Origin of the sequence: Pectobacterium carotovorum (genome assembly GCF_900129615.1) — a bacterium.
In the GTDB taxonomy this organism is placed as follows: Bacteria; Pseudomonadota; Gammaproteobacteria; order Enterobacterales; family Enterobacteriaceae; genus Pectobacterium; species Pectobacterium carotovorum.
This window is the reverse complement of the sequence record NZ_FQWI01000004.1, coordinates 22,562-37,950: the sequence shown is the minus strand read 5'-3', so window position 1 is coordinate 37,950 and position 15,389 is coordinate 22,562. Positions and strand designations below refer to the sequence as shown.

The window sequence follows — 15,389 nt, the reverse complement described above, 5'->3', positions numbered from 1 at the left end:
CCCGAAAGTGTCGCATGAATCACTTATTCTTCCAATTGCACGATCGCGGCATGATGCCAGCCGGAAGGCAGCGGATCGGGGCGGTGGATCGTCATGTGGCTGGTGGTCAGGTTCACAACGCCACGGGCAAAGAGCGCAGGCATGCCGCCTGGATAATAGTCGACACCGAAGGCACGGCCTGTCGTCGGATCGACCCGATACGCATTGTCCAGTCCCATTCCCGTCGGGCGCTCTGGGTTACAAGGGGGGCGCACATCGTACATACCCTGTTCTGATGAGTCGCTCTGCCGCTGTTCGAGGTGAACGGCATGGAAATGGATATCACGAATGTAGCCTGCGGGCGTGCTGTGCAGGTTAATCGCCCCCTCGCTGATCCCCGCGATCTGGGAAAACTGTACCGCTTCGATCCGGCCCGGTTCGATGGCGGGATCGCGATAGCGCACGGAGATAAAGATCGGATCGGCTTTGCCCCAATGGCAGGGATGTGCGGCGACGCACTGGAACGTGATGTTGCTGAACTGCAGGCGTCGGAACGCACCGCCATCGCGCGAGATCAGGCCGATCGCACGATTGGTATCGTAAATGGCGCAGTTGCTGACGGAAATATCTTCAATGTCGGCAAAGGTTTCGGTGCCGATCTTCAGGGCACAGCTCTTGGATCGCAGTAGGCAATTGCTGATGACGACCTGCTGCACCTTACGTTGTAGATGGGGCGGCTTATGGGTGGTTTTGATGCACAGCGCATCGTCAGCAGCGCTCAGCGAACAGTTGCTGATTTGCACTTGCTGGCAGCTATCAAGATCCAGCGCGTCGGTATTTGCCATGCTCAGATCGTTATCAATCGTCAGCCGCTCGACGATGATCTGACGGCAACTGACCAGATGCACGGTCCACATCGGGGCGTGTTCAATCGTAAAATCACACAGGCGGACGTGTTCGCAATCCTCAAAGACCACAATGCGCGGGCGATGCTGTGCAGGCAGGCGATAGCCTTGATCGTCGGGTTCCGCAGAGAAATAGGCGTCGGCATTTCCCATGATCTTACCCTGACCACAGATCGTGATATTGCGTTGTTGGTAGGCATAAAGAAATGCACGGTGCGACAGCTCGGCCATGCTGATCGTCGTGGCCTGCGCAAACTGTTCATAGTCACCGCTGACGACGAGCTCAGCGCCCGCCTCCAATTGCAGGCAAAAATTGGAAGGCAGCAGCAATCCCCCTAACAGATAGCGCCCTGGTTCCACCGTCAGGGTGCCGCCGCCCTGTGCCGCAATCCGATCGATAGCCTGCTGAAAGATGGCGGTATCCGACGTGATGCCGTCGGCAGCGGGGGAGTATGACTGAATCGAGTGCTTCATCGCTTTATCCTATCTGATCGAGCCTGCTCCGATTGCAGCACGTTTGTGGATTTTTAGCTGTGTTTGTCATGGTGAAATCTGCGGAGGTTGGAGCGGGCTTCACAGCGCACGGCGTGCGGCGTAAGGGAATGTGAAAGGCATAACGAAGAGGACGATGCGGCGCGTTATGCCGTGTGTGTTTCATCACACTTTTGCGCCGTTTTCTCGCTTTTGCCGCGTGCGTGGCGTGGTTTTGTTGTTTTTGTGTTTCTTATTTGTGAATCAAATCTCTTTTTGGTGTGGTGCGGCGGTTAATGATGTGAGGCACCTCCCTGCCGCATCACATAGGGCTCACACCGCGTGGTTGAAACACCCGCTAATGTGATGCGGTCATCAGCATTTCTTCCGTCAGCCCCGCAAATCACGCGTTTTCCCGCCGTGATGACTAGCGCGATAAAACGGGTTCTGCCTATCTTGTCAGGGTCAGGGATAGCTTGATTCCCAAGACAATAGGCGGTTGTGTACCCGACCTGCTTTCTCATCCATACGCCACACCAGTACGCCAAACACACACACAATAATAATGTCGTTGGGGGAAAAATGAGATTACCTGGACTGATTGTCATCGCCTTCTCTGCGCTCTGTTCGTTCGCGCAGGCTGCTGAACCCGTGGAATTACGCCTCTCCTGGTGGGGGGGAAACAGCCGTCATCAGGCGACCTTGACGGCGCTGGAAGCGTTTCAGAAAAAGTATCCGAACATCAGCGTGAGACCAGAATATACCGGTTGGGACGGGCACCTGTCCCGCCTGACGACGCAGATTGCCAGCGGTGAAGAACCGGATGTGCTTCAGGTAAACTGGAACTGGCTGCCGATTTTTTCCAAGACGGGCACTGGATTTTATGACCTGAATAAGCTGACTGATACGCTGAAATTACAGGATTTCCCCGAAGATGCGCTGAAACCCGCGACAATCGACGGCAAGGTGAACGCGATTTCCACCTCGCTGAATGCGCTGGTGATGTACTACAACACGGAAACCTGGAAGAAGGCGGGGCTGCCATATCCCACCACCTGGGATGAGCTGTTCCATGCGGGCAAGGTGTTTAAAGAGAAACTGGGCGATAACTATTTCCCTATTGCTTCACCTGCGCAGGACAGTGGTGAAGGCGTGCTGGAGTTGATCAACTATTACATGACGCAGAAATACCAGATCGGCATGATCGATGAAAAGAACAAGCGCTTTAACTACAGTGAGGCGCAGTGGATCGAGGCGTTTCGTTTCTATAAACGTTTGATCGACGAACATGTGATGCCATCTTCGAAGTATTACAACGCGTTTGGCAAAGTTGGTATGTATGAAACACGCCCCTGGATTAACGGGGAATACGGTGGGGCACACCTGTGGATTTCGGTGGTGAAGAAGTACGCCGATCCGCTGGCAGCACCGGGTAAGCTCGAATTAGGGCCCTACATCATGACGCCGGGATCGGATAACTCCGGGCAGTTCTTCAAACCGTCGATGCTGTTTGCCATCAGTAAGAATACCAAGCACCCAAAAGAAGCGGCGCTGTTGCTGAATTATCTGATGAACGATCCTGAAGGTGCGCTGCTGATGGGCACCGAGCGCGGCATTCCGCTCAGCCGTATCGCCAGACAAGCGCTGGAAGAGAAGCAGAAGCTGGATACGAACGATCTGTCGGTTGCCGGGCTTTCGATGGCGCTGCAAAAACCGATGCAAACGCCCGTGTCCTCGTATCTTGAAGATCCACAGCTGGCCAGCCTGATCCTGCAAACCATCGAACAGCTCGACTATGGTAAGAAGAGCGTGGAAGAATCGGCGAAAAACTTCAGCAGTTCAGGTGAGCGCATTCTGAAACGTGTGATTCGCTAGATCGTTACTGATTAAGAGCGTTATTAATTAAGGTAGAGACTGCCGGTGCGTTACGTGAGTTCAGTCAACTGCTGTTGCAGGCTATCGGCTAACGCGCGTGGACGCCCGGCATCAAACATCACATGCAGGCTCACCGGGTAATCCCGGTGTTGCAGGCAGAAATCCTCCATTTCATGTCCAATCCCGTACAGCGCCTGAATATTGGTTTTGGCGATTTCCCGCAGCGTCCAGTTGTTCTCCACCTGCTTGCAATAGTGCAGCGTAAAGAAGGCTTTCTGTGCGTGAACAAAGGCGCGGCAATACAGCGTCAGGCCGCGCCATTCCTGCTGCCAGCGCACTCTCAGCGCTTCCGGCATCGTGTGTTCGCGGGAGAATTGCAGTGCGGCTTGCTGGCACTGTTCGGCCAACTGCCACGCGGCATCTTTCTCTTTCGCGATGTGATAGAGATTCTGCGAAGCCAGCTCCGCATGCTGCGGATCGAACGTAATATCCTGACCGGAACCCGGCAGCCAGTGGTTACGGTTGAGCTGGCCGTACAGGCTCCAGATCGCCTGACCAAAGCTGGTCGGCAGCAGACTGTGGCGATGGAAAACGTGGTGACGCGCATACAGCGACAGGGAAATGGCCTGATGAGCCTGATCCAACAAGGCGAGCATCGCATGCAGCACGGTATCGTCCGGCTGCCATTGGTAGCGCGTCATTAGCCACTGTGCGAACAGCATGCTTTCGTTTGCCGCTGCGGTCTGGTTAGTCAGCAGGCGGGAACAGGCAAACAGCGTAAATTCGCTCAGCGTGCCGATCACGCTGTGATTATCCACCCCTTCCCAACTGATGCGGCACAGGGCGCTGACAATCGCGGGATTTTTCTCCCGGCACCACAACAGCCTTCCTTGAACTTCGGTGTAGCGCAGGAAGGGGAGATTGCCCCAGCCGACCTCTTCGCCAGCCAGATCCAGCTCAACCCAGACTTCACGCCCGTTGATGTCCAGCAGCGCCGGATTATTGGGGAACTCAGGCCAGAAGCGTTCCGGCGTGACTTTGATGGCGACAGAGACGGATTCCGGCAGCGTGCGAATGGCGTTCAGGACATTACCGATATCCTGATGGCTGGCGGGAAACGCACGCAATACCAGATGGCGCTGGTGATAGTGCATTACGCGTGCGACGGCGGAGAATAAGCGGTGATAGATCTGCTCGCTGTCGGCGTTGGTCGGCCAGTGTGTGGTAACGGGAACGACGCCGTTGATCTCATCGCCGGAAGGGGCGGAAAAGCGCAGCAGGCTGTCGCTGTTAGAGATCGCCAGCAGCAGGCCGCTCAGACGTGGAATTTGCTGCATCAACAGTTCGACTTTGGCGGCAAGGTAATCGCACCAAAAATCGGTATCCATGCGGAGGCTATGTGTGTCATCCAGCAATTCCGGGTGATGAAGCAGTAGATCCGTGGGAAACGACAGCTCTTTGCATTGCAGATACAGCGCGAGCCCCTGTTCACGGCAGTGCGCCGCGACCTGATTCAGGTAAACACAGCGGGAGCGCTGTTGGCTGCTGATGCGATCGTCAAAACGCGCGTTATTGTAGGCTTCCGGCGTCACTAGTTTGTCCAGCAAATCCGCGGCGCCTAGCACCAGCGTAGTAAAGCCGTGTCCACGGGCGTAATCGACGACCGAGATGACCTGTTGCCAGTGCCAAATATCCTGCGTATTGAGTTCCAGCGCGCGTCGTTGCCACATCATTTTTCTCCCGTTGCCACTGGCGTGAGTATCGCATTGATGTGTTATCGCAAAGGATAAATTCCTGCGGCGAACGCCAGAAATGTGAGCCTGTTCGCTAATCGCTAATCGCTAATCGCTAATCGCTAATCGCTAATCGCGATCGTCTAAGGCGTTGTTGGCGGTGCATTTATTGTGGGAGTAGGTATCACGGACTGATTATGATGCGTTAACCCACGAGAGGCAGGACAGAGAAATCGAGGGTGCTAGCTAAAAGCCTTCCAGCAGCCTTAGTTGGCTGAATGTGAGTGGCCGATAGAAGATATATCCTTGAATCCCAATGGGGTGGTATTTATTTAACCGGTTCAAATCGGTCGCCTTCTCAACGCCTTCACAGATAATGTTTACGCCAAGAGGAATGAGTTTGTTCAATAAGACCTTTAGTTTTTGTGATTTTGTCTCTTCTTTCCCAATACCGTCGATGATAGAGCGATCGATTTTTATGGTATCGAAGTCAAACAAGCTCAGGCTGTCTATTTGTAGATTTCCTGCGCCGAAGTCATCTAATGAAATCATAAAGCCATATTTCTTGGCCTGATTTAAAAAGGGTATCCCGTCTATTAGCTGCTGCCGGGTCGTCTTCTCACTGATCTCTATTTCTATATTCTGTGGGTTAACCTCATGCATGAGGCATTTTTGGTATAACGTTTCCAGATAGGCGGAATTATTAAAAAGTAAATGTGACAGGTTGAATGATATTGTCATACTACTTTTGTTTTTTATTACCTGACAGACCACATCAAACATAAAGTCTGTCACTTTATCGATTGCTTTACACGCCTCAATTTTATCTATGGTCTGCTGAGTTGATATTAAAACGCCTTCCGAATTATAAAACCTGGCGAGGGCTTCATAGCGGAATATTTTATTATGAGGGAGATGGATGATAGGCTGGAACTCTGCGGTCAGCCTAAGAATTTTTCCATCGATATTCAATGTTGTTGTATTCATTTTACTGATTACTCACCCTCTCCATAGAAATAGGAATTCCATAGCGTTGCTCGTCTGGATTCTACACAGCAATTTGGAATATTTGGAAATTGTTTAAAATGATCAATAATCCCTATTTGATAGTAACCACCTATTGAATAAAAAATAATGATCGTTTAAATCTATGTTGTTGTTGGTTTTTTATTCTAGATTTATTAATTTATATTAGTTTTTATATTGATATTTTTTGTTTAATTGGCTGTTAAGTTGCTTTTGTTTGAATTTGAATCAATTTGAACGGTGTGTATGACCGTTGAGACTTTATGACATCCTTGTTAGGATGATAAACGACATGAAGCTCGTCGTTTCGTAATGGTACTGGAGTGAAGAAAAACGCATAAATTAAATCTGGGGAATGTTTTACTCAGTAAGAATAAGTGTTTTTCTATCGTGTTTAATGTGTGTGAAAATTTAATTTCGTGTAAAAATTTGTTTCTATTAAAAGAGAAATCCTTTTTGGGTTTTGGGGTATATCACCGTCGCGTTAATAGGTAGATCTTATCGTGGAACACTTTTCTCCTCCTCCCGCTAAAGTGATTAGCGCATTACTGCAACATCCCTATGTGATGTCTATCTATGCCAAGGATATGCTATATGCATTAAAGGCAGACGTTGCGGAATTGAATCCGGATAAAAACCGTATCGTGTTAGATGTGGAATACTCTGGCTCGGATATCGACAGATATCTTGCCGATGGTGGTTTGAATTTTGATCTGGAGGCGCTCAAGGGTACGGATAACATCGAACGAGAAACCTACAGTCTGTGCAATATTTCCACCCAATTATTCAAGACGGACAGTATGTTTTATCGTCTGGAATGTCGCTTGCCAGAATCTGTTTTTGTCACTGAAAACAGGGGGGCGATTCGTATTCCCTTTATTCTTGGCATGCAGGCTCGTGCCCGCCTCGAAGTTTATCTACATACGCTTAATGTGCCCGGAACGCTGCGTAATTTATCGACCGGTGGATGTCTGGTAGAAATCGATCTGGTTGAGAGTATTGCGATTGAAGTGGGTCAGGATATCCCCGGCGTTACGCTTGAATTCCCTAACGGAGAAAGCTTCTATGCCGAGGGGAAAATTCGCCATATACGCCCCTTTGGGAATAATGGCTATGCGGCCGTCGGTATCCAATTTATCAATTTGTCTTCATCCCAGTCTGAAGCCCTGCTTCATTACACGAATGAGTTGGAAAGAGAGGCGGCCTACCGAACTGGCGTCACAGGCAGCATGGTGTATTCGTCTCCGTTGTTCATTCCGGGGACCAAGGAGAAAAATCTGTTGCTGCGAGAGAGCCAGGAGCGAGAGAAACGTACCCGCCAGACGCCGATGGAACGCGGCGTCATGGAGATTGCCCATCGGCTTCAGATTGGGTTGATGTACATCAAAACGCGCAATCAACTGCCCGTTGAGATCTTTTATGACTGTGTTGATACCTTGCTGTATATGGTCAAAAAAGATCGAAAGGCTTTCCTGTATGCGCTGTCGTTCCTGCGCGATGAGGCGGACTGGGTCAGACATGCGGTACAGGTCGCGGGGAAATTGGCCGACATGCTGTTAATTGCCGATCCACACGCTCCCCATGTGCGTGAGGCGGTGTTAGGCGCATTACTCCACACGATGGGCAAGCCGCTGCTGGTCAACGCCCGTCTTCCGTCGCTCAAGGTCAATATGAATCCGGCGCAGAAAGCGATCCTTAGCGGTCATGTGGAGGTGCTGTGCGCGAAGTTACGTGAGCTAGGCTGGGCGATGACCCCCACCTGCTGCGATGTGATTGAGAATGCTAACGAGCGTTTGGACGGCAGCGGCTATCCGCAAGGCAAACGTGCCGAACCATTGTCGCCGTTAGCCCGGCTGGTCTCTGTGATTAAGGCGATTAATAAGCTCAGGCATGCGCGTAATGGTATTTCTCCCCGCACGCCATTGGCCGCCTATCGTAAAATCTATGAGGCTAACGCGGCCTATGATAAGGCTGTGCTGGTCAAATACGTGCAGATTTATGGCCTCTATCCCATCGGCAGTCTGGCGAAATATTCGGGAGGTTTCCTCGGGTGGGTGATGGATATTGATAAAAAGGGTAAGCCTATCGTGGTGCATCTCACCAAGAACCTGCGTTTTCCTGATACCAATATCAGCAGTGTCGTTTCTAATGGCGACTTGCAGCAGGTCGGTAAGCTCGAAAACATCGTTCATCCTGACGATTTCGGCATGAAGGTCCTGAAAATTTAGCGAGTACCGTCTGCAAAGAGGGCTGCATGGCAGCCTTTCTTCCTCCTGACATCCTACCGACATTTCTCTTGCGACAGGCTTGAAACGCGCGTGCTCTCAGGCATAACACTTTAAGCAATAAGGACTATCAGAAAAACCATTTAGTCATTTTGGTTATTTAATATTTCCATCATTTCTTTAATTGTTAAGATGCAGATCGTTACCCTTATCCTCCATCCATCTTTTTATTGCATGTTTTTGTATTAGCGTCGTTGGCTAACAGCACAGGCACAAGGAAACAGAAATCACAATGACTACTCCGGTTTCCCCCACTTCATTGCTTCCGCTGAGTGTGGAGCAATTAACGCGTTTACAGGCGGCAACCGGTGATTTCTCATCGACGCAGCTGGCCTGGCTATCCGGCTATTTCTGGGGGCTGGTACAGCAGCCTGGGAACGTGCAGCCGGGGGCGATCGCTGCCACGGCAACGACAGCATCCGCAGTCACGGTGCCGGTACAAACGATTACGCTGATTTCCGCCTCACAGACCGGCAATGCGCGTCGAGTGGCGGAACAGCTGCGTGACGATCTGCTGGCAGCCAAGCTGTCCGTCAATCTGGTCAATGCGGGTGATTACAAATTCAAGCAAATCGGGCAGGAAAAACTGCTGCTGATCGTCGCCTCGACGCAGGGGGAAGGGGAGCCGCCGGAAGAAGCCGTCGCGCTGCACAAGTTCCTGCTGTCCAAAAAAGCCCCGGAGATGAAAGACACCGCGTTTGCCGTGTTTGGTCTGGGTGATACTTCTTACGAATTCTTCAGCAAGGCGGGTAAGGATTTCGATAGCCGTCTGGCTGAGTTAGGTGCGGAACGTCTGCTGGATCGTGTTGATGCTGATGTCGATTATCAGGGGCTTGCCGAACAGTGGCGACGCCAGCTGGTTGATATTTTGCAGGCGCGGGTGCCGGTTCAGGGAACGGCGGTAGCACAGATTGCCGCTCAGGGCGCACTGGATGAAATTACCAGCAGCCCGTACAGCAAATCCTCACCGCTGCATGCCACGTTTGCCGTCAATCAGAAAGTGACCGGGCGTAACTCCGAAAAAGATGTTCGCCATATTGAGATCGATCTGGGCGATTCTGGTTTGCGCTACCAGCCGGGAGATGCGCTGGGCGTGTGGTTCGATAACGATCCCGCGCTGGTGCAGGAATTGCTGGAACTGCTGTGGCTGAAAGGCGATGAGTCCGTCAGCGTTGACGGCAAGACGCTGCCATTATCGCAGGCGTTGAAAAGCCACTTCGAGCTGACGCAGAACACGGCACTGATTGTCGAGAAGTATGCGGCACTGTCGCGTAATGAAACACTGCTGTCGCTGCTGGCCGATAAGCCTGCGCTTCAACAGTTTGCACAGCGCACACCGCTGGTCGATATGGTGCGACAAGCGCCGACTGAACTGACGGCGGAGCAACTGCTGGGTCTGCTGCGTCCGTTGACGCCGCGTCTTTACTCTATTGCCTCCTCGCAGGCGGAAGTCGAAAGCGAAGTGCACATCACCGTTGGCGTGGTGCGCTACGAATACGAAGGCCGCGAGCGCGCCGGTGGCGCCTCCAGCTATCTGGCCGACAGGCTGAGCGAAGACGATGAAATCCGCGTCTTCATCGAACACAACGATAACTTCCGTCTGCCTGCGAATTCCGACGCGCCGGTCATCATGATTGGGCCGGGCACCGGAATTGCGCCATTCCGCGCGTTTATGCAGCAGCGTGATGCCGATGGGGCTGAAGGGAAAAATTGGCTGTTCTTCGGTAATCCACACTTTACGGAAGATTTTCTGTATCAGGTTGAATGGCAGCGCTACGTCAAAGATGGCCTGCTGACCAACATCGATCTGGCCTGGTCACGCGATCAGGCGCATAAAGTTTACGTGCAGGACAAACTGCGGGAAAAAGGCGCGGAAGTCTGGCGCTGGATTCAAGACGGTGCACACTTGTACGTGTGTGGTGATGCCAACCGTATGGCAAAAGACGTCGAGCGGGCACTGCTGGACGTGATAGTTGAGCATGGCGGCATGGACAGTGAACAGGCCGATGAGTTTTTAAGCGATCTGCGCCTTGAGCGCCGTTATCAGCGAGATGTGTACTAATGAGTGAAAAATACGTTTTCAGTGAAAAACACCCTGGTCCCTTGGTGGTAGAAGGGAAACTCGCTGACGCAGAGCGCATGAAGACAGAAAGTAACTTTCTGCGCGGCACGATTGCTGAAGACCTGAACGATGGTCTGACCGGTGGCTTTAGGGGCGATAACTTTCTGCTAATCCGTTTCCACGGTATGTATCAGCAGGATGATCGCGATATTCGCGCCGAACGTGCCGAGCAGAAGCTGGAGCCGCGCCATGCGATGCTGCTGCGCTGCCGTCTGCCCGGTGGCGTGATGACGCCAGAGCAGTGGCTGCGGATCGACAAATTTGCGACTGAAAATACGATCTACGGCAGCATTCGTATCACGAACCGCCAGACGTTCCAGTATCACGGTATTCTCAAATCGAACGTGAAACCGGTACACCAGATGCTGAATAGCATCGGGCTGGATGCGCTGGCGACGGCGAATGACATGAACCGTAACGTGCTGTGTACGTCTAACCCGATCGAATCCGAACTGCATCAGCAGGCGTATGAGTGGGCGAAAAAGATTTCTGAGCATCTGCTGCCGCGCACGCGCGCCTATGCTGAGATCTGGATGGATCAGGAGAAGGTCGCAACGACGGATGAAGAGCCGATTTTAGGTTCAACGTATCTGCCGCGTAAGTTCAAAACCACGGTCGTGATCCCGCCGCAGAATGATATCGATCTTCATGCGAACGATCTCAACTTCGTTGCGATTGCCGATAACGGCCGTCTGGTGGGCTTCAACGTGCTGGTGGGCGGCGGGCTCTCTATCGCGCACGGCGATAAAGAAACTTACCCGCGTACCGCCAGTGAATTGGGCTACATTTCCATTGAGCATACGCTGGCCATCGCGGAAGCGGTGGTGACCACGCAGCGCGATTGGGGTAACCGGACCAACCGTAAAAACGCGAAAACCAAATACACGCTGGAGCGTGTGGGTGTAGACAACTTCAAGCAGGAAGTGGAAGCGCGTGCTGGTGTGAAATTTGAAGCGGTGCGCCCTTATGAATTCACCGGACGTGGCGATCGCATCGGCTGGGTAAAAGGTATCGACAATAAATGGCATCTGACGCTGTTTATCGAAAACGGTCGTGTTCTGGATTATCCGGGTCGTCCGTTGAAAACCGGTCTGGCGGAAATCGCCAAGATCCACAAAGGGGATTTCCGGTTAACGGCGAACCAGAATTTGATCATCGCGGGTGTTCCTGCACGTAGCAAAGCGAAGATTGATGCGCTGGCGCGTGAGCACGGCCTGATTGATGACGGTGTCAGCGAGCAGCGTAAGAACTCGATGGCCTGCGTGTCGTTCCCGACCTGTCCGCTGGCGATGGCGGAAGCCGAACGCTTCCTGCCGGAGTTTGTCACGAAAGTGGAAGGCATCATGCAGCAGCACGGCGTGGGCGATGAACATATCGTTCTGCGCGTGACGGGCTGCCCGAACGGCTGCGGTCGCGCAATGCTGGCGGAAATCGGTCTGGTGGGCAAAGCGGTGGGGCGTTATAACCTGCACCTTGGCGGGAATCGCGAGGGGACACGCATTCCGCGTATGTATCGCGAGAACATTAATGAAACCGAGATCCTTGCAGAAATGGATCGGCTTATCGGGCTGTGGGCGCAGGATCGCCAGCCGAATGAAGGCTTTGGGGATTTCGTGATTCGCACCAACATTATTAAAGCGGTGTTGGATCCTGCCCGCGATTTTTATGACTGACAGGAGAGCCTGATGGCCGAATTTAACCTTGAGGCGCTCAATGCGTTACCGAAAGCAGAACAGGCGGCAGCGCTGGCTGTCGTAAATGGTCAGCTTGAACAGCTGTCGGCGCAGGAAAGAGTGAGCTGGGCGCTGGAGAATCTGCCGGGTGACTATGTTTTGTCGTCCAGTTTCGGCATTCAGGCGGCGGTATCGCTGCATCTGGTGACGCAACAGCGGCCAGATATTCCGGTTATCCTCACGGATACCGGCTATCTGTTTCCTGAAACCTATCAGTTTATTGATGCGCTGACGGAACAGTTGACGCTGAATCTGCAAGTGTATCGCGCTGCTGAATCTCCGGCCTGGCAAGAGGCGCGCTACGGCAAGCTGTGGGAGCAGGGTGTGGAAGGCATTGAGCGCTACAATCTGCTGAATAAAGTCGAGCCGATGAATCGGGCGCTGAGCGAGTTAAAGGCGAAAACCTGGTTTGCTGGCCTGCGCCGTGAGCAGTCTGGCAGCCGGGGTGAATTACCCGTGTTGGCGATTCAGCGCGGTGTCTTCAAATTCCTGCCGATTATCGACTGGGATAACCGCACGGTGTATCAATACCTGAAAGGAAATGGCCTGAGTTACCATCCGCTATGGGATCAGGGCTATCTGTCAGTCGGTGATACGCACACCACCCGCAAATGGGAACCGGGTATGGCCGAAGAAGAAACGCGTTTCTTCGGCCTGAAACGCGAATGCGGGCTGCACGAAGGGTAAAACAAAAACCGGGCGCAGCCCGGTTTTTACATTCTGGGGCTTAATGAGGTGTCTGTGCGCCCTGAATCGCAGTGAGTGCAATGGTATAGACGATATCGTCAACCAGCGCGCCGCGTGAAAGATCGTTCACCGGTTTACGCATCCCTTGCAGCATCGGGCCGATAGAGATCAGGTCTGGCCATTTTGCCTGCGCCAGTAGTGAGCATAATGGTACGGGGCATGTCTTATTATTTTCCCTGGCGATATAGACTCGTCATTCTTCACGTTGCTTGTGCGTGGTGGAACTCACCAACGTTCAGCCCTGAGCGTGAATGATGTTGAGGAGGGCTATACGTGATGTAGCGCAGCCAGACTGCTACTACGTAAATCAATCACCATCCTGCCTTTAATTTTTCCTCGCTCCATTTCTTCAAAGATAGCGTTGACGTCGCTCATCGGGCGTAGCGTCACTTTTGGGATGACTTTCCCTTCCTGAGCAAACTGGAATGCTTCCAGTAAGTCCTGACGCGTCCCTACCAGTGAACCGATGACCTGAATGCCATCTAACACTAAACGCGGAATGTACAGATCCATACTTTCGGGGGGCAGGCCGATGGCAACGACTCGGGCTCCGGCTCGTACCGCATCAATCGCTGAATTAAACGCTGCACGCGCGACGGCGGTGACGACGGCAGCATGCGCACCGCCCACTTTTTCCTGAATGATTTCTGCCGCGTTTTCTTTCGCGGGATTGATGACTAAATCGGCGCCCATCTCTTTTGCAAAGGCCAGTTGAGCATCGTTGACATCCACTGCGATAACATTGGCGTTAAAGACATTTTTTGCGTATTGCAGTGCCAGGTTTCCCAACCCGCCGAGTCCATAAATCGCAATCCACTGTCCAGGCTTAATGGTGGAAACCTTGACTGCTTTGTAGGTTGTTACGCCAGCGCAGGTAATACTGCTGGCTGCCGCCGGGTCCAGCCCATCGGGAACTTTGACCGCATAATCTGCTACAACAATACATTCCTCAGCCATGCCGCCGTCTACGGTGTAGCCAGCATTTTTGACGCCACGACAGAGCGTTTCATTACCGCCGACGCAGTACTCGCAGTGCCCACACCCTTGATAGAACCAAGCTACGCTGGCACGATCGCCCGGTTTTAGTGAGGTGACGCCAGGCCCAATTGCTTTGACGATACCAATCCCTTCATGGCCGAGAACGACCCCGGTTTTATCGCCATAATCACCATTCTTGACGTGTAGATCCGTATGACAGACGCCGCAGTATTCCATGACGAGCAGCGCTTCGCCGTGGCCGGGCTCGCGTAATGCTTTTTCAATAATTTCAGCTTTTCCACCTTTAGCGGCTACTACTGCTTTCATAACTGACTCCTGTTCGTTTTTAATGCGTAAATACGCTGACGGCGAAACGTGCCGTGCGTTGGCGATGACTCAAAATTAAGGTGAGTCTGGGTCAGTGATGCCGGATGGGCGTCACAGGAAGACTCGTTACATGGGTAAAAGATAAGTGGCTAGTGCTGTAAACGCCGTCGGAGCGTCAATGACGGTTTCTCGTTAAAGAGCTTTTGATAATCTCTGGCGAACTGACTTAGATGCCAGAATCCCCATTGCATCGCCGCATCCTGAACCGTGCGATGCGGCGATATCGGACTGATGAGTTCGCGACGAACCGCGTTGAGACGGATGATTTTTAGCCATGCATTTGGGCTGATGCCTATCACGCTGTGGAAGGCGTTCTGTAATGTGCGGCGGCTAACGTGTAACTGGCGGCAGAGGTCGAGCACGGTGACCGGTTCTGATGTCTGGCTCAACACATATTCCCGTACAAAAGAAATCAATTTACGATGATGGTGAGTTTGCGCGTGTTCAGAAGAAGGCTGAACGTTTTCCAGAAAAGAGATCAGCGTGGTCAGCAGGTTATGCTTCAGTACTTTTTCTGCATTACGTGTTTTCATCACGTGTGGGAAATGACAGCTATACCACAGAGCCTGACGGATAAATGAACACAGCGTGGTCTTTTTATCGTGTTCCATTTGCAGCGTTGCGCCCTGATTCAACCGCCGAGTCAGCCATTCTGGATCGTTGAGTGCGCCAATATACTGGTTGAGCACGTCATGAGAGATAACAACGCCTAAAATGGAAAATTCATCGGGTGTGCTTAATTCAAACTCTTTGCCGCCGGGACTCACGGCAATGCTGTATTCATCCAGCGGTTGTGCATCAATAAACCCCATACTTTCCTGCGTAGAAGGGACGCCAAACCAGAATGAGTCGGGCCATACCATGCAGGATTGGCGTAATGCGAGGTTCGTGTACTCGTGACAAAGCTGAATACCATCCAGCAGTAATTCCTGAAGCTCGCCACGGAAATGGCCGGGGGAAACCTGATCGTAAAGCTGTTGCCAGGCTGTAATGGTGCAGGACTGGGTGTAGGCATCCTGTGTGGAATACTGATGTATGTACTGATTCTGCCCATTAGAAGGTAATAAGTTTTCTGGAGGTGTAACTCTGGCATCAAGCTGATGTAATGGAGTGAGGTTCTCGGTTCTCATGTGCATTTTCCTCCCAGA

At 52.2% G+C, this 15,389-nt stretch carries 10 protein-coding genes and 1 pseudogene; 5 read left to right on the top strand and 6 right to left on the bottom strand.

Annotated features, from left to right (window positions below; translation table 11 throughout):
* Positions 1 to 23 precede the first annotated feature (23 nt).
* Positions 24 to 1,358: a glycoside hydrolase family 28 protein gene (locus tag BUB06_RS09820; protein ID WP_039470264.1), complete on the bottom strand. Its 1,335-nt coding sequence runs from the start codon at positions 1,356 to 1,358 to the stop codon at positions 24 to 26.
* Positions 1,359 to 1,937: 579 nt separating this feature from the next.
* Here BUB06_RS09820 and BUB06_RS09815 point away from each other — a divergent pair.
* On the top strand, positions 1,938 to 3,230 hold the full coding sequence (locus BUB06_RS09815; RefSeq protein WP_039470265.1) for an ABC transporter substrate-binding protein: 1,293 nt from the start codon (positions 1,938 to 1,940) through the stop codon (positions 3,228 to 3,230).
* 50 nt (positions 3,231 to 3,280) lie between these two features.
* On the opposite strand, the gene BUB06_RS09810 is transcribed toward BUB06_RS09815, so the two are convergent.
* Positions 3,281 to 4,960, bottom strand: coding sequence for a hypothetical protein (locus BUB06_RS09810; RefSeq protein WP_039470991.1), 1,680 nt, complete (start codon positions 4,958 to 4,960; stop codon positions 3,281 to 3,283).
* A gap of 249 nt (positions 4,961 to 5,209) precedes the next feature.
* Positions 5,210 to 5,950 carry an EAL domain-containing protein gene (locus tag BUB06_RS09805; RefSeq protein WP_039470267.1) on the bottom strand — a complete coding sequence of 247 codons (741 nt, stop codon included), beginning with the start codon at positions 5,948 to 5,950 and terminating at the stop codon, positions 5,210 to 5,212.
* A gap of 542 nt (positions 5,951 to 6,492) precedes the next feature.
* On the opposite strand from BUB06_RS09805, the gene BUB06_RS09800 reads away from it, so the two are divergent.
* The 4 genes from BUB06_RS09800 (at position 6,493) to BUB06_RS09785 (ending at position 12,816) form a co-directional block, all read left to right on the top strand.
* On the top strand, positions 6,493 to 8,217 hold the full coding sequence (locus BUB06_RS09800) for a PilZ domain-containing protein (protein WP_039470268.1): 1,725 nt from the start codon (positions 6,493 to 6,495) through the stop codon (positions 8,215 to 8,217).
* 289 nt (positions 8,218 to 8,506) lie between these two features.
* Positions 8,507 to 10,336 (top strand): NADPH-dependent assimilatory sulfite reductase flavoprotein subunit, encoded by a 1,830-nt coding sequence (gene cysJ / locus BUB06_RS09795; RefSeq protein WP_039470269.1) that lies wholly within the window; start codon positions 8,507 to 8,509, stop codon positions 10,334 to 10,336.
* Positions 10,336 to 12,069 (top strand): assimilatory sulfite reductase (NADPH) hemoprotein subunit, encoded by a 1,734-nt coding sequence (gene cysI / locus BUB06_RS09790; protein WP_010299883.1) that lies wholly within the window; start codon positions 10,336 to 10,338, stop codon positions 12,067 to 12,069. The genes cysJ and cysI overlap by 1 nt, the downstream gene beginning before the upstream one ends.
* Positions 12,070 to 12,081: 12 nt before the next feature.
* Complete coding sequence (locus BUB06_RS09785) at positions 12,082 to 12,816, top strand: phosphoadenylyl-sulfate reductase (RefSeq protein WP_039470270.1); 735 nt, start codon at positions 12,082 to 12,084, stop codon at positions 12,814 to 12,816.
* A 40-nt stretch (positions 12,817 to 12,856) separates the two neighbouring features.
* Here the strand turns inward: BUB06_RS09785 and BUB06_RS09780 are convergent.
* The 3 genes and pseudogenes from BUB06_RS09780 to eutR form a co-directional block, all read right to left on the bottom strand.
* Positions 12,857 to 12,991, bottom strand: a pseudogene (locus tag BUB06_RS09780) (phosphate acyltransferase); the annotation flags it as partial.
* A gap of 152 nt (positions 12,992 to 13,143) precedes the next feature.
* Entirely contained in the window at positions 13,144 to 14,181 is a 1,038-nt protein-coding gene (gene adhP, locus BUB06_RS09775) for an alcohol dehydrogenase AdhP (RefSeq protein ID WP_039470272.1), read from the bottom strand.
* Positions 14,182 to 14,330: 149 nt separating this feature from the next.
* Positions 14,331 to 15,371 carry an HTH-type transcriptional regulator EutR gene (gene eutR / locus BUB06_RS09770; protein ID WP_039470273.1) on the bottom strand — a complete coding sequence of 347 codons (1,041 nt, stop codon included), beginning with the start codon at positions 15,369 to 15,371 and terminating at the stop codon, positions 14,331 to 14,333.
* Between the last annotated feature and the right edge of the window lie 18 nt (positions 15,372 to 15,389).

Bases quoted from the DNA above. Each gene is read 5' to 3' on its own strand.
- BUB06_RS09820 (WP_039470264.1), bottom strand. From the start codon at position 1,358: ATGAAGCACTCGATTCAGTCATACTCCCCCGCTGCCGACGGCATCACG.
- BUB06_RS09815 (WP_039470265.1), top strand. From the start codon at position 1,938: ATGAGATTACCTGGACTGATTGTCATCGCCTTCTCTGCGCTCTGTTCG.
- BUB06_RS09810 (WP_039470991.1), bottom strand. From the start codon at position 4,960: ATGTGGCAACGACGCGCGCTGGAACTCAATACGCAGGATATTTGGCAC.
- BUB06_RS09805 (WP_039470267.1), bottom strand. From the start codon at position 5,950: ATGAATACAACAACATTGAATATCGATGGAAAAATTCTTAGGCTGACC.
- cysJ (WP_039470269.1), top strand. From the start codon at position 8,507: ATGACTACTCCGGTTTCCCCCACTTCATTGCTTCCGCTGAGTGTGGAG.
- cysI (WP_010299883.1), top strand. From the start codon at position 10,336: ATGAGTGAAAAATACGTTTTCAGTGAAAAACACCCTGGTCCCTTGGTG.
- BUB06_RS09785 (WP_039470270.1), top strand. From the start codon at position 12,082: ATGGCCGAATTTAACCTTGAGGCGCTCAATGCGTTACCGAAAGCAGAA.
- adhP (WP_039470272.1), bottom strand. From the start codon at position 14,181: ATGAAAGCAGTAGTAGCCGCTAAAGGTGGAAAAGCTGAAATTATTGAA.
- eutR (WP_039470273.1), bottom strand. From the start codon at position 15,371: ATGAGAACCGAGAACCTCACTCCATTACATCAGCTTGATGCCAGAGTT.